We start from the raw sequence: 19,543 nt of genomic DNA, 5'->3' as shown, positions 1-19,543 counted from the left end.
GTAAGGTCGGTACATGACCGTTGTGGACCAGACCCCGAGCGAGCCGACGGACGCCCGCGGCCGCGTCGCCGAGTTGCACTCCCTGCGCGAGCAGGCCCGGCGCGGCCCCAGTGACCGTGCGACCGAGGCGCAGCACGCCAAGGGCAAGCTGACGGCGCGCGAGCGCATCGCGCTCCTCCTCGACGAAGGGTCCTTCAAGGAGGTCGAGCAGCTGCGCCGGCACCGCGCCACGGGCTTCGGACTGGAGTCCAAGAAGCCCTACACGGACGGTGTGATCACCGGGTGGGGCACGGTCGAGGGCCGGACGGTCTTCGTGTACGCGCACGATTTCCGGATCTTCGGCGGGGCGCTGGGCGAGGCCCACGCGACGAAGATCCACAAGATCATGGACATGGCCATCGCGGCCGGTGCGCCGCTGGTCTCGCTGAACGACGGTGCGGGCGCCCGTATCCAGGAGGGCGTGTCCGCCCTGGCGGGCTACGGCGGCATCTTCCAGCGCAACACCCGGGCTTCGGGGGTGATCCCGCAGATCTCGGTCATGCTGGGCCCGTGCGCCGGCGGCGCCGCGTACTCGCCGGCGCTGACGGACTTCGTGTTCATGGTCCGCGACACCTCGCAGATGTTCATCACCGGGCCGGACGTGGTCCGTGCGGTGACGGGTGAGGAGATCACCCAGAACGGCCTCGGCGGCGCGGACGTGCACGCCGAGACCTCCGGTGTCGCGCACTTCGCGTACGACGACGAGGAGACCTGCATCGCCGAGGTCCGCTACCTCATCTCGATGCTGCCCTCCAACAACCGCGAGAACCCGCCGGTGCACGAGACCACCGACCCGGCCGACCGCCGCTCGGACGTACTGCTGGACCTGGTGCCGGCGGACGGCAACCGCCCGTACGACATGCTGAAGGTCATCGAGGAACTCGTCGACGAAGGCGACGTCCTGGAGATCCACGAGCGCTGGGCCCGCAACATCATCTGCGCCCTCGGCCGGATGAACGGCCAGGTCGTCGGCATCGTCGCCAACCAGCCCGGCCACCTGGCCGGCGTCCTGGACATCCACGCCTCGGAGAAGGCGGCGCGCTTCGTCCAGCTCTGCGACGCCTTCAACATCCCGATCATCACCCTGCTGGACGTCCCGGGCTTCCTGCCCGGCGTCGACCAGGAGCACGGCGGCATCATCCGCCACGGCGCCAAACTGCTCTACGCCTACTGCAACGCCACCGTCCCGCGGATCTCCCTGATCCTGCGCAAGGCCTACGGCGGCGCGTACATCGTCATGGACTCCCAGTCCATCGGCGCCGACCTCACCTACGCCTGGCCCACCAACGAGATCGCCGTCATGGGCGCCGAGGGCGCCGCCAACGTGATCTTCCGCAAGCAGATCGCGGACGCCGAGGACCCGGAGGCCATGCGTACGCGCATGGTCAAGGAGTACAAAGCCGAGCTGATGCACCCGTACTACGCGGCCGAGCGCGGCCTCGTCGACGACGTCATCGACCCCGCCGAGACCCGCGAGGTGCTCATCAGCGCCCTGGAGATGCTCCGCAACAAGCACGCCGACCTGCCGTCCCGCAAGCACGGCAACCCGCCGCAGTAACCGCGAAGGAGACCTGCCACCCCATGAGCAACGCCACCGACACCCTGCTGCGCGTCGAGAAGGGCAACGCCGCGCCGGAGGAGCTGGCCGCGATCACCGCCATCCTGCTCGCCCGCGCCGCGGCCACCCCCGGCACCGCGGTCCGCGCCCCCCGCTCCCAGGCCGGCTGGCGCCGCCTGGAGCGCACCCCGGGCTTCCGCGCCCCGCACAGCTGGCAGGGCTGAGTACCCGGGCCCGCCCCGCGTACGGCCGAAGGGCCCCGCACCCCTCGACGGGTGCGGGGCCTTGCGCATGCCCCCGGCAGGCAGCCCGGCACGGGCTCCCCGGGCAGGCCCGAAGGCCCGGGTACGCCGAAGGGCCGGACACGCCGAAGGCCCCCGCGCCGGATCACGCGGGGGCCTTCGCCGTACGGACGGGGACTGCTACCGCAGCCGGGCCATCAGGGCGTGCTCGACGAGCGTGATGAGCGCGCTCTTGGCGTCCGCGCGGTGGCGGGCGTCCGTGGTGATGATCGGGGCGTCCGGGCCGATCTGCAGGGCCTCGCGGACTTCCTCCGGGGTGTAGGGCTGGTGCCCGTCGAAACCGTTGAGGGCGATGACGAAGGGCAGGCCGCTGTTCTCGAAGTAGTCGACGGCGGGGAAGCAGTCGGCGAGGCGGCGGGTGTCGACGAGGACGACGGCGCCGATGGCGCCGCGGACCAGGTCGTCCCACATGAACCAGAAGCGGTCCTGGCCCGGGGTACCGAAGAGGTACAGGATCAGGTCCTGGTCGAGGGTGATGCGGCCGAAGTCCATGGCGACCGTGGTGGTCGTCTTGTCCCCGGTGTGGGTGAGGTCGTCGATGCCGGCGGAGGCGCTGGTCATGACGGCTTCGGTGCGCAGCGGGTTGATCTCGGAGACCGCGCCGACGAACGTGGTCTTGCCCACGCCGAAGCCGCCCGCCACCACGATCTTCGCGGAGGTGGTGGAGCGAGCCGCTCCGCCGTTAGAGCTTGCGAAGTCCACTGAGCACCCTTTCGAGCAGTGTCACATCTGGCTGGCCGCCGGCAGACTCGTCGCCGCCGGGCTGGTGAATGGCGACAAGGCCCGCCTCTGCCAGGTCGGCGACGAGGATGCGGGCGACACCAAGAGGAATGGAGAGGAGTGCCGAGATCTCCGCGACGGATTTGATCTCCTGGCACAGACGGCAGATGCGCTGGTGCTCGGGCAACTGCCCTTGCAGCCGCGCGGGATCGGCCGTGGTACTGACCAGCGCCTCGATGGCGAGCTGGTAGCGCGGCCGGGTCCGGCCGCCGGTCATGGCGTACGGACGCACCAGCGGATTGTGCGCCTTCGGAGCCGGCTGCCGCGCGGCGCGAGGAGGCTGCGCGGGCATCTGGGGCTGCTGAGGCTGCTGGGGCTGGCCGTACGGCTGCTGCTGGTAAGGGTTGTGCTCCGGCACGGGCCGGCTGGGGGAGGAGGGGAAGTTGAAGCGGTTCTGGTCGTGCCCACCCTGCGGCTGCTGCGCGCCGCCATAAGGATGTCCTCCGGGTGTTGTCACGTTTCCTCCTCCGACTCCACGTACGCGGTACTCCCTGTGGAACCGCGCCACCGCACCCTATGGTGCAGTGACGCGAAACGCACTGTCTGTCTGTTAGTTGAGAAGACTTCCCTGCAGCTCCGCACGCAGGTCCGGGGTGAGGACACTGCCCGCGCGGTCCACCAGGAGGGCCATCTCGTAGCCTACGAGGCCGATGTCGCACTCGGGGTGCGCGAGCACCGCGAGCGAGGATCCGTCGGAGACGGACATCAGGAAGAGGAACCCGCGGTCCATCTCCACCACGGTCTGGTTGACGGCGCCGCCCTCGAAGATGCGGGAGGCGCCGGCGGTCAGCGAGGTCAGACCGGAGGCCACGGCCGCCAGCTGATCGGCGCGGTCGCGCGGGAACCCGTCGGACATCGCCAGAAGGAGTCCGTCGGCGGAGACCACCACGGTGTGGGACACCCCTGGGGTGTTGTCCACGAAGTTCGTGATCAACCAGTTCAGGTTCTGTGCCGCCTGGCTCATCGCGCTCACACTAACGCTCCTGGTCATAGCTGTTACTTGACTGCTCGGAACCCGCGTTGCGACCCTGCTGGACGCCGCGGCGCAGGTTGCTCAACCTGCCGCGGACGTCCTCCGGGGCGCGGGAGACCTGGGGGCCGCCCTGCGGGGTCGACTCCGCGGTGCCCTCGACCAGGTTGGCCTTGGGTACCCGCCGAGGGAGACCGGACGGGGTGACCCCGCCCGCCTTCGGCTCACGGAGCTTTCCGGCCTGCTGCCAGCGCTCGTCGTTGCGTGAACGCCAAGCCGCCGTGCCTTCCGTCTCCTCCGGGGTCCGCTCCGCTTCAGCGGGCTGCTGCTGACGCTGCGGCCGCTGTTCGAAGAGGGATCCGGAAGACTCCGCTTCCTTCTGCGCCGGCTGCCACTGCTGCTGGCTGCCGCGACGCGGCAGGCCCGCCCCGGTCATCTTGTGGCCGGTGTCCGCAGCGGTACCCGGACGGTCGAAGCCTACGCGTTCCGGGGCCTGTTCGGGACCGGCCTTGGATTCCGATTCGGTCCCGTAATCCTGCTGGTAGTCCGCCGAGTAGGCGTTCTGCCCAGGCCAGTCGCCCTGCTCCGGCTGCGGTTCGTAGCCGTCTTCGTAACCCGCGGTGCCCTGCTGCTGGGCCTGGTATCCGGCTTCCGGATACGGGTAGCCCTGCTGGGGGTAGGACTCGTAGCCCGGCTGCGCGGGGAACTGCCCCGGAGCCTCGTACGGAGCTTCGTAGCCCTGCTCAGGCTGCTGCTGGTAGCCCTGGTACGGCTGATAGCCGTGCTCGGGCTGCGGTTCCGGATAGTCCTGCCCGGGCGCCTCGGCGTACTGCTGCTGCTCCTGCGGGAAGGTGACCTGGGCCTTCAGCGCGGCACGCCGCTCGTCGGCCTGCAGGGACCGGCCGACCGGGTCCAGCTCGCGGCCCCCGGCGCCCTGCTGGTCGTAGCGGGAGTCGTCGAAGCCGAGTTCGGCGGCGGTGCGCAGCGGGGCGGCCTGCTGGGCCTGCTGCTCCGGGATGATCTGCGAGACCGTGAAGTCGTCGTCCGGTACGCCCTCGCCACCGCCACCGTGGGTGATGGCGTCGGGGAGCATGACCAGCGACGTGGTGCCGGCCGCCTCGCCCGAGGGGCGCAGCTGGACGCGGATGCTGTGGCGGTCCGCCAGCCGGCCGACCACGAACAGGCCCATGCGCTGGGAGATCGCGGCGTCCACGGTCGGCGGGTTGGCCAGCTTGTGGTTGATGTCCGCGAAGTCCTCGGCGGTGAGGCCGATGCCCTTGTCGTGGATCTCGACCATGACGCGGCCGTCGGGCAGACGCGTGGCGTTGACGCGGACCTTGGTCTGCGGGGAGGAGAACGTGGTGGCGTTCTCCAGCAGCTCGGCGAGCAGGTGCACGAGGTCGGTCACGGCCTGGCCGTGGATCTCCGCCTCGGAGACGCCCGAGAGCTCGATGCGCTCGTACTGCTCCACCTCGGAGGAGGCGGCGCGCAGGACGTCGACGAGGGGCACCGGCTGGTCCCAGCGGCGGCCCGGCTCCTCACCCGCGAGGATGAGGAGGTTCTCGCCGTTGCGGCGCATACGGGTGGCCAGGTGGTCCAGGCGGAAGAGGTTCTCCAGCTGGTCCGGGTCCGCCTCGTTGTTCTCCAGGTCGGTGATGAGGGTCAGCTGGCCCTCGATCAGCGACTGGTTGCGCATGGAGAGGTTCGTGAAGATCGCGTTGACGTTCCCTCGCAGGAGCGCCTGCTCGGCGGCGAGCCGTACCGCTTCCTGGTGGACCTGGTCGAAGGCGCGGGCCACCTCGCCGATCTCGTCCTGGGAGTTGATCGGGATCGGGACGACACGGGTGTCGACCTTGCCCGGGTCGGTGCGCGAGAGCTGGTCGACGAGGGCCGGCAGGCGCTGCTCGGCGACCTCGAACGCGGCGGTGCGCAGGCGGGACATCGCGCGGCTCATCTGGCGGGCCATCATGCCGGCCAGGATGAAGGCCGCGAGGAGGGCCACGACGACGATGGCGCCGTTGATGATGGCGTCGTTGCGGGCCTCGTCGGAGATCACGATGGTGTCCTTGACGGCCTTGTCGAGGAGCTCCTTCTCGATCTCGTCGTAGCCGTCGAACTTCGACGTCGCCGCGAACTGCCAGTTCGCCGGGGTGGTCCCGTTCGCCGCGAGCTTGGCCTTGTTGTCGCCGCCGGCGATCGCATCGGTCATGCCGAGGAGCGGCGAGTTGTCGATCATGGGCGGCGCCTTGAAGACGGTGCCGGCCTGCTCCGCGGCCGTCTTGGCCTCGGCGAGCTTGACGGCGCCCTCCTGGGCCTTCTTGCCCATGACTTCCTTGAGGCGGTTCGTGTCCGCCTCGGTGCCCGCGGCGACGTACTCGCCGATGGCGATCTCTTCGAGGTAGTTGTACGAGGAGAAGGCGACGAGCTGGGCCTTGCGGATGTCCTCGTTCGCACTCGGGCGCACCAGGAGGTGGGTGCCGACGGAGCGCTGCAGCGAGTTCGCGGCCTTGGCCAGCTGGATCGCGTAGACCATGCGGCCGTACGAGGTCACGTTGCCGGTGCCGAGGCCGAGCTCGTTGGCGAACTGCATGAGGTAGTGCTGGACCAGCACGTAGCCCTCTTCGGTCGGGATGGGTCCCGCCGAGGTGGGGAGCTTCTTCTTCTCGCTCTCGAGCGGCGCCTGGTACGCGGTCTTGCGTACCTGCTCCAGCTTGGGCTCCTCCGAGCGGAAGAGCTCCAGGCGGCGCTCCAGCCCCTGCTGCTCGGGCATGTCCTGGACGGCCCTGTCGAACTTCGCCTTGGCGGTGTTCGTCGCCGCGTAGGCCGAGGAGACGGCCTCGCTCTTGGTGTCGCCGCTCAGGAGCGGCTCCGCCGTCAGGTCGCGCTCGTTGAGCAGCGCCTGGCTGTACTCGGAGGCGGCCTGGACGACCCTGGCTATCTTCTCGGCGTCCTTGGCCTCGTTCCAGGTGTCGATGGAGCCCTTCACCTGGAAGCCGCCCATGACCAGTCCGACGAGGACCGGCACGAGCAGGATGGCGTTCAGACGGGTCGGCACACGCCAGTTGCGGGGCGAGAACCTGCTGGTGCTCCCGACGCTGCCCGGTGGTTCCACGGGCACGTCGACGGGCGACGCGGCCGCTCGCGGCGGCGGGGTGAAGTTGCCGCGCGCGGGTTCATCCGCGGGGCTCGTGTTGCTTCGCCTCACTCGACCAACAACCTCTCGGCGGTGCTACTAGCTAGTTCGTTGAATTCCAGCACGGTTAACGGCCGTGTTCCAAACAGTTGAAATCGGCCATTCCTAGAGCCTTATGCCCCTCATAAACCGGACATAAAGTCCTTCCGGCGGCAAAAATGGGGGGAGTTGTGCGCGTAGCGGTACCAACTGAACGCTCACTGTGTCTGCCTGGCGGCAATTCTCTGTCGAAACGTTATGAACGAGAAGGGCGGGCCGTGTCGTAGGACACAGCCCGCCCCTCCTGCGCGGCAGTTGAAACCGTGTTACTTGAGCCGGGCCATCAGGGCGTGCTCGACGAGCGTGATGAGCGCGCTCTTGGCGTCCGCGCGGTGGCGGGCGTCCGTGGTGATGATCGGGGCGCCGGGTCCGATCTGCAAGGCCTCGCGGACTTCCTCCGGGGTGTACGGCTGGTGCCCCTCGAAGCCGTTGAGCGCCACGACGAAGGGCAGGCCGCTGTTCTCGAAGTAGTCGACGGCGGGGAAGCAGTCGGCGAGGCGGCGGGTGTCGACGAGGACGACGGCGCCGATGGCGCCGCGGACCAGGTCGTCCCACATGAACCAGAAGCGGTCCTGGCCCGGGGTACCGAAGAGGTACAGGATCAGGTCCTGGTCGAGGGTGATGCGGCCGAAGTCCATGGCGACCGTGGTGGTCGTCTTGTCCCCGGTGTGGGTGAGGTCGTCGATGCCGGCGGAGGCGCTGGTCATGACGGCTTCGGTGCGCAGCGGGTTGATCTCGGAGACCGCGCCGACGAACGTGGTCTTGCCCACGCCGAAGCCGCCCGCCACCACGATCTTCGCAGAGGTGGTGGAGCGAGCCGCTCCGCCGCTAGATGTTCCGAAGGCCACTGAGCACCCTTTCGAGCAGCGTTACATCCGGCGTGCCGCCGGCCTCTCCATTACCCGGCTGGTGGATGGCCACCATTCCGGCCTCCGCCAGGTCGGCGACGAGGATCCGGGCGACACCGAGCGGCATCGACAGCAGTGCGGAGACCTCCGCGACCGACTTGACCTCGCGGCACAGGGTGCAGATGCGCTGGTGCTCGGGAAGCAGGCCGGACAGGTGCATCGGATCGGCCGTGGTGCTGACCAGCGCCTCGATGGCGAGCTGGTAGCGCGGCCGGGTCCGGCCGCCGGTCATGGCGTACGGACGCACCAGCGGCTGATCGCCTTCCGAGTACGAATCTCCGTACGCATCGGGGTAGGCGGGGGGCGGGGTCATTGATCCTCCGGGCTGGACAGCAGTGGTCAGCGTGCCGTCTGACGGGGCGGCCGGTGGGGGGAAGGTATGACGGCCTGGCGGGTGTACGGGGTTCCGGGGGCGGGGCCCCGGTCTTCGGGCCGGCAGTACCGTCCGGCCCGAAGAGTGGAAGTCAGCTGAGCAGGCTTCCCTGCAGTTCTGCGCGCAGGTCCGGGGTGAGGACACTGCCCGCGCGGTCCACCAGGAGGGCCATCTCGTAGCCCACGAGGCCGATGTCGCACTCGGGGTGCGCGAGGACGGCCAGTGAGGATCCGTCGGAGACGGACATCAGGAAGAGGAACCCGCGGTCCATCTCGACCACGGTCTGGTTGACGGCGCCGCCCTCGAAGATGCGGGAGGCGCCGGCGGTCAGCGAGGTCAGACCGGAGGCCACGGCCGCCAGCTGGTCGGCGCGGTCACGCGGGAAACCTTCGGACATCGCCAGAAGGAGTCCGTCGGCGGAGACCACCACGGTGTGGGACACCCCTGGGGTGTTGTCCACGAAGTTGGTGATCAACCAGTTCAGGTTCTGTGCCGCCTGGCTCATCGAACTCAACTATCGCTCCTGCTGGTAAGTGGGGTCGATGTGGTAACTGCCGGTCGCCGGGCCGTTGTTGCCGGCCTGACGACCCTGCTGGATACCACGTCGGAGGTTGGTCAGACGGCCGCGTACGTCATCGGGCGCACGCGAGACCTGAGGACCTGCCTGGGCCTCGGCCTGCTGCTGCGCGGTGCCGGCCACGAGGTTCGCCCGTGGGACCCGGCGGGGCAGCCCCGAGGTGGTGATGCCGCCCGCGGCGGGCTGGCGCACGCGCTCGGCCTGCCGCATCAGCTCGTCGTTGGGCGAGGAGCGCCAGCTCACGGTCGGCATGGCGGCGGTCGCCGCGGGGTCGCCCACGGGTTCCGCAGCGCGCTGCGGAGCCGGAGCGGACTGCGGCTGGGGCTGCTGGGGCACCGCCGGCGCCTGCGCGGGGGCCTGCTGGCCCTCCTCGCGGAACCAGTTCGACTCCAGCGTGTCGAAGATCGGGCTGCGGGCGTCCCCGGCGTGCTGTGCCGGGGGCAGGGCCTCCGGGCGGTGCGCCTGCGGAAGCCGCGGAGCCTCGGGCCGCGCCTGCGGTGCGGGTGCGTACCCGCCGCCGGGCTGCGGAGCCTGGCCCGGTGCCTGCGGCTGCGGAGCCTGCGGCTGGGGGGCCTGGGGCTGCCGGGCGAAGCCTCCGACGCCGGGACCGCCGGGCCGGGGGGCCTGGGTGCCCGGGCGGGCGAACTGGCCCGTCGAGGAGGGGTCCGCGGGGCCGCGGAGCTCCGGGCGCTCGAACTGGCCGGTGGCGGACGGGCTCAGGGGGCCCCGTACGTCCGGACGCTCGAACTGGCCGGTCGTGCCGGCGCCGCCGTCCTGCGGGGGCAGCGGTGCGTTGTAGTCGGGGCGCGCGAACTCGGCGGTCGAACCGGGGCCCGACAGCTCGTCGTGGCCGCGGGCCTGGTCCGCACCCCAGCTCGCGGTCTGCGGGCCGGGCAGCTCCGCACGCGGAGCACCGCCGCGCGGCGGCAGCTGCGGCCGGGTGCCGCGCTGGGCCGGGGCCTGTGCCCCGGACTGCTGCTGGGCGGGCTGGGGCTGGTGGGGCTGCTGGGCGGGCTGCTGCGGCTGCTGCGGACGCTCGAAGCCGTTGCCGCCGCCGGTCCCGCCCTGGTTGCCCTGGGGGAATCCGGCCGGGCCGGAGCCCGGGCGGCCCTGCGGACCGCCGGCGGGGCCGCGCGTCGGCAGCGGCGCACCGGAGCCGAAGGCGCCCTGGCCCTGCCCGGCGGTGGTCGGACCCGCCTGCGGACGGCCGCCGGGAGCACCCGGGCCGCCCTGCTGCTGGGGGCGCCCGCCCTGCGGACCCTGCTGGGCCTGCGGACGCTGCTGACCCGCGGCGGCGCCGTCCCGGCCGGGCAGTGCCGTGCGCTGGCCGCCACCGGCGACCTGGCCGCGCTGCGGACCCGCGCCGACGGGGGGACGGTTTGCCGCGCCGGGCACCGAGCCCTGCGCGGCGGAGCCGCCCTGGCCGCCCGAGGGGCCGCCGCCGGGACCGCCCTGACCGGGCATCGGGCCGGGCTTCTTGCCGCCCTGGGCGACGTCCACCGGGAGCATGACGAGGGCCGTCGTACCGCCCGAGTCGGAGGGGCGCAGCTGGATGCGGATGCCGTGTCGCAGGGACAGGCGGCCGACCACGAACAGGCCCATGCGGCGGGAGACGGAGACGTCCACGGTGGGCGGCGAGGCGAGCCGCTCGTTGATCGCGGCGAGGTCCTCGGGGGAGAGGCCGATGCCGGTGTCGTGGATCTCGACGAGCACCCGGCCGTCGGGGAGCGCGTGGCCGGTGACCTTGACCTTGGTCTGCGGGGAGGAGAACGAGGTGGCGTTCTCCAGCAGCTCGGCGAGGAGGTGCACGAGGTCGTTGACCACGCGGCCGGCGACGTCGGTGCCGGGCACCGAGGACAGTTCGATGCGCTCGTACTGCTCCACCTCGGACGCCGCGGCGCGGAGCACGTCGACGAGCGGGACGGGGCGGGTCCACCGGCGGCCCGGCTCCTCGCCCGCGAGGACGAGGAGGTTCTCGCCGTTACGGCGCATGCGGGTCGCGAGGTGGTCGAGCTTGAAGAGCGAGGACAGCTGGTCCGGGTCGGCCTCGCGCGACTCCAGCTCGGAGATGAGCGAGAGCTGGCGCTGGATGAGGCCCTGCGAACGGCGCGAGAGGTTGGTGAACATCGCGTTGACGTTGCCTCGCAGGAGGGCCTGCTCGGCGGCGAGGCGGACGGCCTCGCGGTGCACGTCGTCGAAGGCCGCGGCCACCTGGCCGATCTCGTCGCGGGTGTGCACGCCGACCGACTCCACGGACGTGTCCACGTCCTGCGGGTCGGACTCGGAGAGCTGCTTGACGAGCTCGGGCAGCCGGTCCTGGGCCACGCGGGTCGCGGTGTCCTGGAGGCGGCGCAGCGAGCGGATCATCGAGCGGGCCATGACGAAGGCGCCGACGAGGGAGACGCCGAGGACGAGGAGGATCAGCGCACCGTTGATGATGGCGTCCTGCTGCGACTCGTTCTTCAGCTCGCGGGCCTTCTGCTCCATGTCCTCGAGCAGGGTCAGCTCGATGACCTTCATGGCCTGGAGCTTGGTGTCGTCCGCGTCGTACCAGTCCATCCAGGACCGGTTCTTCTCCTTGGTGAACTGTCCCTCGGTGCTCAGCACACGGCGCGCGTAGTGGTCGGCGCTGCCGATCTCCGTGTTGCCGTCGCCGAGCGCGGCGAGGAGTTCCTCGGGCTTGCCCTGGTAGACGAGTTCGAAGGTCTTCTTGGACTGGCTCTCGCCGCGCAGGGCGGAGAGGGCGAAGAGCCGGTCGTTCTCCAGCAGCTTGCCCTGGCGCTCGCTGCTGTCCGGCAGGGAGGCCGCGATGATCGCGCGCTGGATGGAGGCGTACTCCTTGGCGGAGGAGAAGGCCGCCAGGGCGCGCGTGCGCTTGATCATCTCGGGGCTGGAGGTGGCCTGGGCCATGTCCTGGGAGAGCGAGAGCAGCGAGACGATCAGCGCGTTGTACTCGGTGACGGTCTGCTGGGCGCCGTTGACGTACGCCTTGCGGCGGATGTCCTCGATGCCGGTGAGCTGGCGGCCGATCTGCAGGATGTTGTTGCGGATCGACTTGAGGGTCTCGTCCTTGTCCTGCGTGCCGTCGACCTTGTCGGTGGCCGCGTTGAAGGCCTCGGCTGCGGAGTCGGTGGTCTCGCGGACGCCCTCGACGATGCTGTTGGACTTGCCGGCCCCGCCGGACGCCGCGGCGACCGACAGCGGACCCGCGGACTTGTCCCGCTCCTCCTGGAGCGCGGCGGCCAGGTTGGTGGCCTGCCGGGTCATCGTCGTCAGCAGCTGCATGTGCTCCAGCTGGGCGATGTCGTTGAGCGAGTCGTTGATGCGGAAGCCGCCGAGCGTGGTGGCCGCGACGACCGGCAGGGTCAGCAGCGACACCAGTCGCGTGCTGATGCGCCAGTTCTGCATGGCGAGACGGGAGCCGGGCCCGCTGGGGGCCTTGGGTATCGCCACGTCCTGCTCGGCCGGACCGGTCTTGGACTTGGCGTCCTTGGCGGACTTCCCCCGGCCCTTCGCCTTCACCGCGGCGGAGGCGTCGGCGCGTGCGCCTTCGACAGCCGGCCCGCGGTTCTGGGCGTGCTGGGGCGAGGAGCCACGGTCGGTCCCGCCGCGGGGCTCCTGCTCCGCCGCAGCTTCCCCACGGCCCTGACGGGCCTGGGGAGACCCCTTGCCATCCCTCTTGAATCGTCCCTGCACTAGCGTCGCAACCTCTGGACCAGGCGTCCCGCCGGGCGACCGGTGGGACGGTGTCGAGTCGTGGGGCACAAACGGCCCCATGGTGGTCGTCGGTGACCGGCGCGTCTCCCTCTCCTTGCCGCCGCGCTCGGCGCTGTGTCGCGCCACCTGCGCGCCGGCTGTTCCCGCGGCGGTCCCGCGAATTCCAGCACAGTGGCGGATCTCCAACAAGGTGCGGGTGTGCGCCCGGAGGGTCGGTGACCGCACGTGACAGCAGGGCTACGGGATGTGCTCTGCCTTTCGGGAGGAATCGGACTTACGCGATCCAAACAATGCTGCTGGCAAGGTGTCCCAGTCCTGATGATCAGGAGCGGAATGGCGCATTCAGTAGGGCAATGTCCGTTTCGCGGGGTGACGTTGACTGTCCGTTATGGCCCGTATGCCGGGTCACGGGTGAGCAAACTCACATACCCATGGCCATTACTTACCGGTTCGGCGGGGGATTCAGATGTTTAGCCTTGCCCCTTGAAGGGTTGGCGCGCGCGCCCACCGAAGCCCCCACACGACAGACCGAGGGTCCAGAACTCCGATGAAGACGACGCGACCGATGTTCCGCAACATAGCCAACCCCCGCCGCACCACCCTCGCGCACCTCAAGGACGCGGAGGAGCTGCAGGCACCCCTGGCCGCGGAGCACACCGTCGAGCTGCCGGCGCAAACCGCGAACCCGCGCCGCACCGTCCTGATGGACGCACCCGTCGCCGTCGCCGCGCAGTAACCGGGGCGTGAGGCACGCCGAGCGGCCCTGCCCGCCGCGTTAGCCTGGGGTCCGCAGACTCCAGCCAGCGGACAGACAGAGGGGCAGACGCAACACGTGCGCATCGCCAGGTTCTCGATCGACGGCAATGTCGCCTTCGGCGCCGTGGAGGGCTCAGCCCCCGACGAGCTCGTCCTCGACATCATCAAGGGCATTCCGTTCGCGGACTTCGAGCTCTCCGGCACGAAGGTCCCGCTCAACAAGGTCCGGCTGCTGCCGCCCGTGCTCCCGAACAAGGTCGTGGCCATCGGCCGCAACTACGCGGAGCACGCGGCGGAGCTGGGCAACGCCATCTTCGACGACCAAGGCCGTCCGGACGCCCCGATCACCTTCTTCAAGCCCTCCACCTCGGTGGTCGGCCCGGGCGACCCCATCGCGTACCCCTCGTTCTCGCAGGAGGTCCACCACGAGGCGGAGCTCGCCGTCGTGATCGGCCGGATGTGCCGCGAGGTCCCCCGGGAGCGCGTCAAGGACGTCATCCTCGGCTACACCTGCGCCAACGACGTCACCGCACGCGACGTCCAGCAGCGGGAGAAGCAGTGGGCCCGCGCCAAGGGCTTCGACAGCTCCTGCCCCCTCGGCCCCTGGATCGAGACCGAGCTCGACCCGAGCGACCTCACCATCCAGTGCACGGTCAACGGCGAGCAGCGCCAGCTCGGCCGCACCAGCGAGATGGTCCGCCCCATCGAGGACCTGATCGTCCACATCACCGAGGCCATGACGCTGCTCCCGGGCGACGTCATCCTCACGGGGACCCCGGCCGGAGTCGGCCCCCTGCACGTCGGCGACGAGGTCGCCGTCACCATCGAAGGCATCGGCACTCTCACCAACAAGGTGATCAAGCGTGGCTAGCGCATCCCCCGTACGCGTCCGTTTCTGCCCCTCCCCGACCGGCAACCCCCACGTGGGCCTGGTCCGGACGGCTCTCTTCAACTGGGCGTTCGCCCGCCACCACGGCGGCACGTTCGTCTTCCGCATCGAGGACACCGACGCGGCCCGCGACTCCGAGGAGTCGTACGTCCAGCTGCTCGACTCGCTGCGCTGGCTCGGCTTCACCTGGGACGAGGGCCCCGAGGTGGGCGGCCCGCACGCCCCCTACCGGCAGTCCGAGCGCATGGACCTCTACCGGGACGTGGCGCAGAAGCTGCTCGACGGCGGCTACGCCTACCGCTGCTACTGCACCACCGAGGAGCTCGACGCGCGCCGCGCGGCCGCCCGGGCGGCCGGCAAGCCCTCCGGCTACGACGGCCACTGCCGCGAGCTCAGCACCGTCCAGGTCGAGGCGTACGAGGGCGAGCACCGCAGCTCCATCGTCCGCTTCCGGATGCCGGACGAGACCATCACCTTCACGGACCTGGTCCGCGGCGAGCTCTCCTTCACCCCCGAGAACGTGCCGGACTTCGGCATCGTCCGGGCGAACGGCGCCCCGCTCTACACGCTGGTCAACCCGGTCGACGACGCGCTGATGGAGATCACGCACGTCCTGCGTGGCGAGGACCTGCTCTCCTCCACCCCGCGCCAGATCGCGCTCTACAAGGCGCTGATCGAGCTGGGCGTGGCCCAGGCCGTCCCGGAGTTCGGCCACCTGCCGTACGTCATGGGCGAGGGCAACAAGAAGCTCTCCAAGCGCGACCCCGAGGCCTCGCTCAACCTGTACCGCGAGCGCGGCTTCCTCCCCGAGGGCCTGCTGAACTACCTCTCGCTCCTCGGCTGGTCCTTCTCCAAGGACCAGGACATCTTCTCCATCGAGGAGATGGTGGCGAAGTTCGACATCCCGGACGTCAACGCCAACCCGGCACGCTTCGACCTCAAGAAGGCCGAGGCGATCAACGCCGACCACATCCGGCTGCTGGACCCCAAGGCCTTCGCGGACGCCTGCACCCCGTGGCTGCGCGCCCCGCACGCCAACTGGGAGCCCGAGGAGTTCGACGCCGCGGCCTGGGAGCGCATCGCGCCGTACGCCCAGACCCGGGTGACGGTCCTGTCGGACATCACCGCCAACGTCGACTTCCTGTTCCGCAAGGAGCCGGTCGAGGACCAGGCCTCCTGGGACAAGGCCATGAAGGGCGACCCGGCGGCCCTCCTGACGACGGCGCGCGAGAACCTCGCCGCCGCCGACTGGAACGACCCCGAGTCCCTCAAGCAGGCCGTCCTGACCGCCGGCGAGGCCCACGGCCTCAAGCTCGGCAAGGCCCAGGCGCCGGTCCGGGTCGCCGTCACCGGCCGCACGGTCGGCCTGCCGCTCTTCGAGTCCCTGGAGATCCTGGGAGCCGAGAAGTCCCTGGCGCGCATCGACGCGGCCCTGGCCAAGCTCGCCGCATAGCCGCCCGCACGTCCCGCACGTCCCGCACGTCCCGCACGTCCCGCACGTCCCGCAGGGGGCGGCGGCCGATCCCCGGCCGCCGCCCCCTGCGGCGTCCCCCCGCGGCCTCCGTGCCGGGTTCGGGCCCGGCCGCCGGCCGGCCCGGGTAACGTCGGCGGCATGCCGATCCGCGCCGTGCTGTGGGACATCGACGACACCCTCTTCGACTACACGGGGGCCGACACCGCCGGCCTCGCCCGGCAGCTGGACACGGAGCACCTGGGGGAGCGGTACGGGACCCCCGCCCAGGCCCTGCTCGTCTGGCGGCAGGCCACCGACCGCCACTGGCTGCGCTTCGCCGCGGGCGAGACCACCTTCCAGGGGCAGCGGCTGGACCGGGTACGGGACTTCCTGGAGGCGCCCGGCATGACCGACGCCGAGGCCGGACGCTGGTTCGACCGGTACGTGGAGCACTACCGCGCCGCCTGGGCCCTCTTCCCGGACGTGGTGCCCGTACTGGACGCCCTCGCCGCCCGTTACCGGCACGGCGTGCTCTCCAACTCCAGCCTGGCCAACCAGGACCCCAAGCTGCGCCACCTCGGGCTGCGCGAGCGCTTCGAGGTGCTCGTGTGCGCCGCCGAGCTGGGCGTGAGCAAGCCCGACGCGGCCGCCTTCCTCGCGGCGTGCGAGGCGCTCGGGCTGCCGCCCGGGCAGGTGGCGTACGTGGGCGACCAGCCGGAGATCGACGCCCGCGGGGCACGCGACGCCGGACTCGTGGCGGTCTGGCTCGACCGCGACGGCACCCGCGGTGCGGGGCCCGAGGGCGTCCACCGGATCACCGGGCTCGCGGGTCTGCCGGAGCTGCTGGCCGGGGATACCCGTTTTGGAGCACGGTCAGGCATCCGGTAATGTTCTTTCTGCGCCGCCGGAGCGGGCCGAAAGGCCGGACGGAGGCGCCACCAAAAAAAGGGAAAGCCCCTCAAGGGGTTGACTTTTGGTGGGGTATAGTGTAATTGGCAACACGAGGGTTTCTGGTTCCCTTATTCTAGGTTCGAGTCCTGGTACCCCAGCGCAGTGCAGTAGTGACGCAGTGCTTGCCCCCGTTGTGTAGCGGCCTAGCACGCCGCCCTCTCAAGGCGGTAGCGCCGGTTCGAATCCGGTCGGGGGTACAGATCCTTCCCGCGAGATCTCCAGGGTCGCACCCGGACGTCTTGATGCAGGATCGCTAGGGCCCCCGTTGTGTAGCGGCCTAGCACGCCGCCCTCTCAAGGCGGTAGCGCCGGTTCGAATCCGGTCGGGGGTACTGTTGGTATGGTCTAGACCACTTTGGGCTATAGTGTAATTGGCAACACGAGGGTTTCTGGTTCCCTTATTCTAGGTTCGAGTCCTGGTAGCCCAGCGCAGTAACAGCAGCACCAGCAAGCCCCCGTTGTGTAGCGGCCTAGCACGCCGCCCTCTCAAGGCGGTAGCGCCGGTTCGAATCCGGTCGGGGGTACGCATCGAAGAGGCCCTCCGCGATCATCGCGGAGGGCCTCTTCGTCGTTTCCGGCCCCGCCGCCTCCCCCTCCCCCCGGGCACAAGTACGGGCCCGGCGGCGCGTGTTCGGACGTGTGCGGCGTCGTACGCGCCCCCGGGCCCGGGGGTGGAAGAGGGGAAAGGTCCGGCGGGGGGCCGGGGGAGTGCTCAGCCGGAGCGGCGCAGGGCCTCCGTGAGCCGGGCGGCCGCGTCGATGACGGCCTGGGCGTGCATCCGCCCCGGGTGGCGGGTCAGCCGCTCGATCGGACCGGAGACCGACACGGAGGCCACCACGCGGTTCGAGGGCCCGCGCACCGGCGCCGAGACGGAGGCCACACCGGGCTCCCGCTCGCCGATCGACTGGGCCCAGCCGCGGCGCCGTACGCCGGAGAGGGCCGTCGCCGTGAAGCGCGCGCCCTGCAGGCCGCGGTGGAGCCGCTCGGGCTCCTCCCAGGCCATCAGGATCTGCGCGGCCGAGCCGGCCTTCATCGGGAGCGTGGAGCCCACCGGGACGGTGTCCCGCAGGCCCGACAGCCGCTCCGCGGCCGCCACGCAGATGCGCATGTCCCCCTGGCGGCGGTAGAGCTGCGCGCTCTCCCCCGTCACGTCCCGGAGGTGGGTGAGTACCGGTCCCGCCGTGGCCAGCAGGCGGTCCTCGCCGGCCGCGGCGGCGAGCTCCGCCAGCCGCGGGCCGAGGATGAACCGGCCCTGCATGTCCCTCGCCACCATCCGGTGGTGTTCCAAAGCCACGGCAAGGCGATGCGCCGTGGGTCGTGCGAGCCCTGTCGCCGCGACCAGCCCGGCGAGGGTGGCCGGACCGGACTCCAGTGCGCTCAGTACCAGAGCTGCCTTGTCGAGAACGCCGACGCCGCTAGAGTTGTCCATGAAACGATATTCACGTCTCACACTGTGAAACGCAAGTTCAATTTTTCCAAGAACCAGCGAGTCTGTATGTGCGGGTCCACGAACCACTGGGTCCGAGCCGACGCCCGGGACGTGGGGTACGGGCGGTAGGCGCACCACATCTCTATGAAGCGCCGGCCCAACCGGCCGGCCGGAGGGAAAGCGATGGGTAGGACACTCGCGGAGAAGGTCTGGGACGACCATGTCGTCCGGCGCGCCGAGGGCGAGCCCGACCTCCTCTTCATCGATCTGCACCTGCTGCACGAGGTGACCAGCCCGCAGGCCTTCGAGGGCCTGCGCCAGGCCGGCCGCACCGTCCGACGCCTCGACCTCACCATCGCGACCGAGGACCACAACACCCCCACCCTCGACATCGACAAGCCGATCGCCGACCCGGTCTCCCGGGCCCAGCTGGAGACGCTGCGCAAGAACTGCGCCGAGTTCGGCGTGCGCCTGCACTCGCTGGGCGACGTGGAGCAGGGTGTCGTCCACGTGGTGGGACCGCAGCTGGGCCTGACCCAGCCCGGCACCACCGTGGTGTGCGGGGACTCGCACACCTCCACGCACGGCGCCTTCGGCGCGCTGGCCTTCGGCATCGGCACCAGCCAGGTCGAGCACGTGCTGGCCACCCAGACGCTGCCGCTGGCCCGCCCGAAGACGATGGCGATCACCGTCACCGGTGAGCTGGCCGAGGACGTGACCGCCAAGGACCTGATCCTCGCGATCATCGCCCGGATCGGTACCGGCGGCGGCCAGGGCTACATCCTGGAGTACCGCGGCGAGGCCGTCGAGAAGCTGTCGATGGAAGCCCGCATGACCATCTGCAACATGTCGATCGAGGCCGGCGCCCGGGCGGGCATGATCGCCCCCGACCAGACCACCTTCGACTACCTCCGGGGCCGCGACCACGCCCCCGCGGGCGAGGACTGGGACGCGGCGGTCGCCTACTGGAAGACCCTGCGCACCGACGACGACGCGGTCTTCGACGCCGAGGTCGTCATCGACGGCTCCGCGCTGGCCCCGTTCGTCACCTGGGGCACCAACCCGGGCCAGGGCGCGCCGCTGTCCGCGCACGTCCCCGACCCGGCTTCGTACGAGGACGCTTCGGAGCGCCACGCCGCCGAAAAGGCCCTGGAGTACATGGGGTTGACCGCCGGACAGCCGCTGCGCGACATCCGGGTCGACACCGTCTTCGTAGGCTCGTGCACCAACGGCCGCATCGAGGACCTGCGCGCCGTCGCCGGGATCATCGAGGGCCGCAAAGTCGCCGACGGCGTACGCATGCTGGTGGTCCCCGGCTCGGTGCGGGTGGCCCTCCAGGCGGTGGAGGAAGGCCTGGACAAGGTCTTCAAGGAGGCCGGCGCCGAATGGCGGCACGCGGGCTGCTCGATGTGCCTGGGGATGAACCCCGACCAACTGGCTCCCGGTGAGCGCTCCGCGTCCACCTCCAACCGCAACTTCGAGGGCCGGCAGGGCAAGGGCGGGCGCACCCACCTGGTCTCCCCGCAGGTGGCTGCCGCCACCGCGGTGCTGGGCCATCTGGCCTCGCCCGCCGACCTGTCCGACGCCACCGCGACCGCCGGAGTCTGAAC

General features: G+C 70.7%; 16 protein-coding genes and 5 tRNA genes. 12 read left to right on the top strand and 9 right to left on the bottom strand.

The features are described 5' to 3' along the window. Positions 1-13: 13 nt before the first annotated feature. Together ACLJTM_RS02935 and ACLJTM_RS02930 are read left to right on the top strand one after the other, a co-directional pair. The gene (locus ACLJTM_RS02935) at positions 14-1,597 is read left to right on the top strand and encodes an acyl-CoA carboxylase subunit beta (RefSeq protein WP_411101722.1); all 1,584 of its coding nucleotides are present in this window, start codon (positions 14-16) and stop codon (positions 1,595-1,597) included. 23 nt (positions 1,598-1,620) lie between these two features. Then, on the top strand, positions 1,621-1,821 hold the full coding sequence (locus ACLJTM_RS02930) for an acyl-CoA carboxylase subunit epsilon (protein WP_411101721.1): 201 nt from the start codon (positions 1,621-1,623) through the stop codon (positions 1,819-1,821). 198 nt (positions 1,822-2,019) lie between these two features. Here ACLJTM_RS02930 and ACLJTM_RS02925 read toward each other — a convergent pair whose 3' ends face one another. From ACLJTM_RS02925 to ACLJTM_RS02890, 8 genes are all read right to left on the bottom strand, one after another. Next, positions 2,020-2,601 carry a GTP-binding protein gene (locus ACLJTM_RS02925; protein ID WP_037792108.1) on the bottom strand — a complete coding sequence of 194 codons (582 nt, stop codon included), beginning with the start codon at positions 2,599-2,601 and terminating at the stop codon, positions 2,020-2,022. Continuing rightward, positions 2,582-3,136: a DUF742 domain-containing protein gene (locus tag ACLJTM_RS02920; RefSeq protein ID WP_411101720.1), complete on the bottom strand. Its 555-nt coding sequence runs from the start codon at positions 3,134-3,136 to the stop codon at positions 2,582-2,584. The genes ACLJTM_RS02925 and ACLJTM_RS02920 overlap by 20 nt, the downstream gene beginning before the upstream one ends. Positions 3,137-3,229: 93 nt before the next feature. After that, entirely contained in the window at positions 3,230-3,643 is a 414-nt protein-coding gene (locus ACLJTM_RS02915) for a roadblock/LC7 domain-containing protein (protein WP_030037347.1), read from the bottom strand. 10 nt (positions 3,644-3,653) lie between these two features. Next, entirely contained in the window at positions 3,654-6,854 is a 3,201-nt protein-coding gene (locus tag ACLJTM_RS02910; RefSeq protein ID WP_411101719.1) for a nitrate- and nitrite sensing domain-containing protein, read from the bottom strand. A 293-nt stretch (positions 6,855-7,147) separates the two neighbouring features. Beyond that, complete coding sequence (locus ACLJTM_RS02905) at positions 7,148-7,729, bottom strand: GTP-binding protein (RefSeq protein WP_411101718.1); 582 nt, start codon at positions 7,727-7,729, stop codon at positions 7,148-7,150. After that, positions 7,710-8,102 carry a DUF742 domain-containing protein gene (locus tag ACLJTM_RS02900; protein WP_030037344.1) on the bottom strand — a complete coding sequence of 131 codons (393 nt, stop codon included), beginning with the start codon at positions 8,100-8,102 and terminating at the stop codon, positions 7,710-7,712. Before ACLJTM_RS02900 ends, ACLJTM_RS02905 begins: the two co-directional genes overlap by 20 nt. A gap of 151 nt (positions 8,103-8,253) precedes the next feature. Then, the gene (locus tag ACLJTM_RS02895) at positions 8,254-8,667 is read right to left on the bottom strand and encodes a roadblock/LC7 domain-containing protein (RefSeq protein ID WP_150212026.1); all 414 of its coding nucleotides are present in this window, start codon (positions 8,665-8,667) and stop codon (positions 8,254-8,256) included. Between the two features lie 9 nt (positions 8,668-8,676). Beyond that, positions 8,677-12,435 (bottom strand): nitrate- and nitrite sensing domain-containing protein, encoded by a 3,759-nt coding sequence (locus tag ACLJTM_RS02890; RefSeq protein WP_411101717.1) that lies wholly within the window; start codon positions 12,433-12,435, stop codon positions 8,677-8,679. A gap of 568 nt (positions 12,436-13,003) precedes the next feature. Here ACLJTM_RS02890 and ACLJTM_RS02885 point away from each other — a divergent pair. From ACLJTM_RS02885 to ACLJTM_RS02845, 9 genes are all read left to right on the top strand, one after another. Beyond that, positions 13,004-13,192: a hypothetical protein gene (locus ACLJTM_RS02885; RefSeq protein ID WP_411101716.1), complete on the top strand. Its 189-nt coding sequence runs from the start codon at positions 13,004-13,006 to the stop codon at positions 13,190-13,192. A 96-nt stretch (positions 13,193-13,288) separates the two neighbouring features. Next, positions 13,289-14,083 (top strand): fumarylacetoacetate hydrolase family protein, encoded by a 795-nt coding sequence (locus tag ACLJTM_RS02880; protein WP_411101715.1) that lies wholly within the window; start codon positions 13,289-13,291, stop codon positions 14,081-14,083. Continuing rightward, complete coding sequence (gene gltX / locus ACLJTM_RS02875; RefSeq protein WP_411101714.1) at positions 14,076-15,554, top strand: glutamate--tRNA ligase; 1,479 nt, start codon at positions 14,076-14,078, stop codon at positions 15,552-15,554. Before ACLJTM_RS02880 ends, gltX begins: the two co-directional genes overlap by 8 nt. A gap of 159 nt (positions 15,555-15,713) precedes the next feature. After that, positions 15,714-16,442, top strand: a complete 729-nt coding sequence (locus ACLJTM_RS02870; protein WP_411101713.1) for an HAD family hydrolase — start codon at positions 15,714-15,716, stop codon at positions 16,440-16,442. Between the two features lie 89 nt (positions 16,443-16,531). Next, positions 16,532-16,603: transfer RNA gene (locus ACLJTM_RS02865), tRNA-Gln, on the top strand. A 26-nt stretch (positions 16,604-16,629) separates the two neighbouring features. Further along, positions 16,630-16,702, top strand: a tRNA-Glu gene (locus ACLJTM_RS02860). A gap of 61 nt (positions 16,703-16,763) precedes the next feature. Continuing rightward, positions 16,764-16,836, top strand: a tRNA-Glu gene (locus ACLJTM_RS02855). Positions 16,837-16,860: 24 nt separating this feature from the next. Continuing rightward, a tRNA-Gln gene (locus tag ACLJTM_RS02850) sits at positions 16,861-16,932 on the top strand. A 23-nt stretch (positions 16,933-16,955) separates the two neighbouring features. Beyond that, a tRNA-Glu gene (locus ACLJTM_RS02845) sits at positions 16,956-17,028 on the top strand. A gap of 188 nt (positions 17,029-17,216) precedes the next feature. Here ACLJTM_RS02845 and ndgR read toward each other — a convergent pair. Next, on the bottom strand, positions 17,217-17,933 hold the full coding sequence (gene ndgR / locus ACLJTM_RS02840; RefSeq protein ID WP_007266782.1) for an IclR family transcriptional regulator NdgR: 717 nt from the start codon (positions 17,931-17,933) through the stop codon (positions 17,217-17,219). Positions 17,934-18,116: 183 nt separating this feature from the next. On the opposite strand from ndgR, the gene leuC reads away from it, so the two are divergent. Then, a complete protein-coding gene (leuC, locus tag ACLJTM_RS02835) occupies positions 18,117-19,541 on the top strand; it encodes a 3-isopropylmalate dehydratase large subunit (RefSeq protein ID WP_411101712.1) in 1,425 nt (474 codons plus the stop codon). Positions 19,542-19,543: the final 2 nt, after the last annotated feature.

This window comes from Streptomyces sp. cmx-4-9 (assembly GCF_046548835.1).
Taxonomy (GTDB): Bacteria; Actinomycetota; Actinomycetes; order Streptomycetales; family Streptomycetaceae; genus Streptomyces.
Note: the sequence above shows the minus strand (reverse complement) of the source record. Positions and strands in the feature narration are given on the sequence as shown.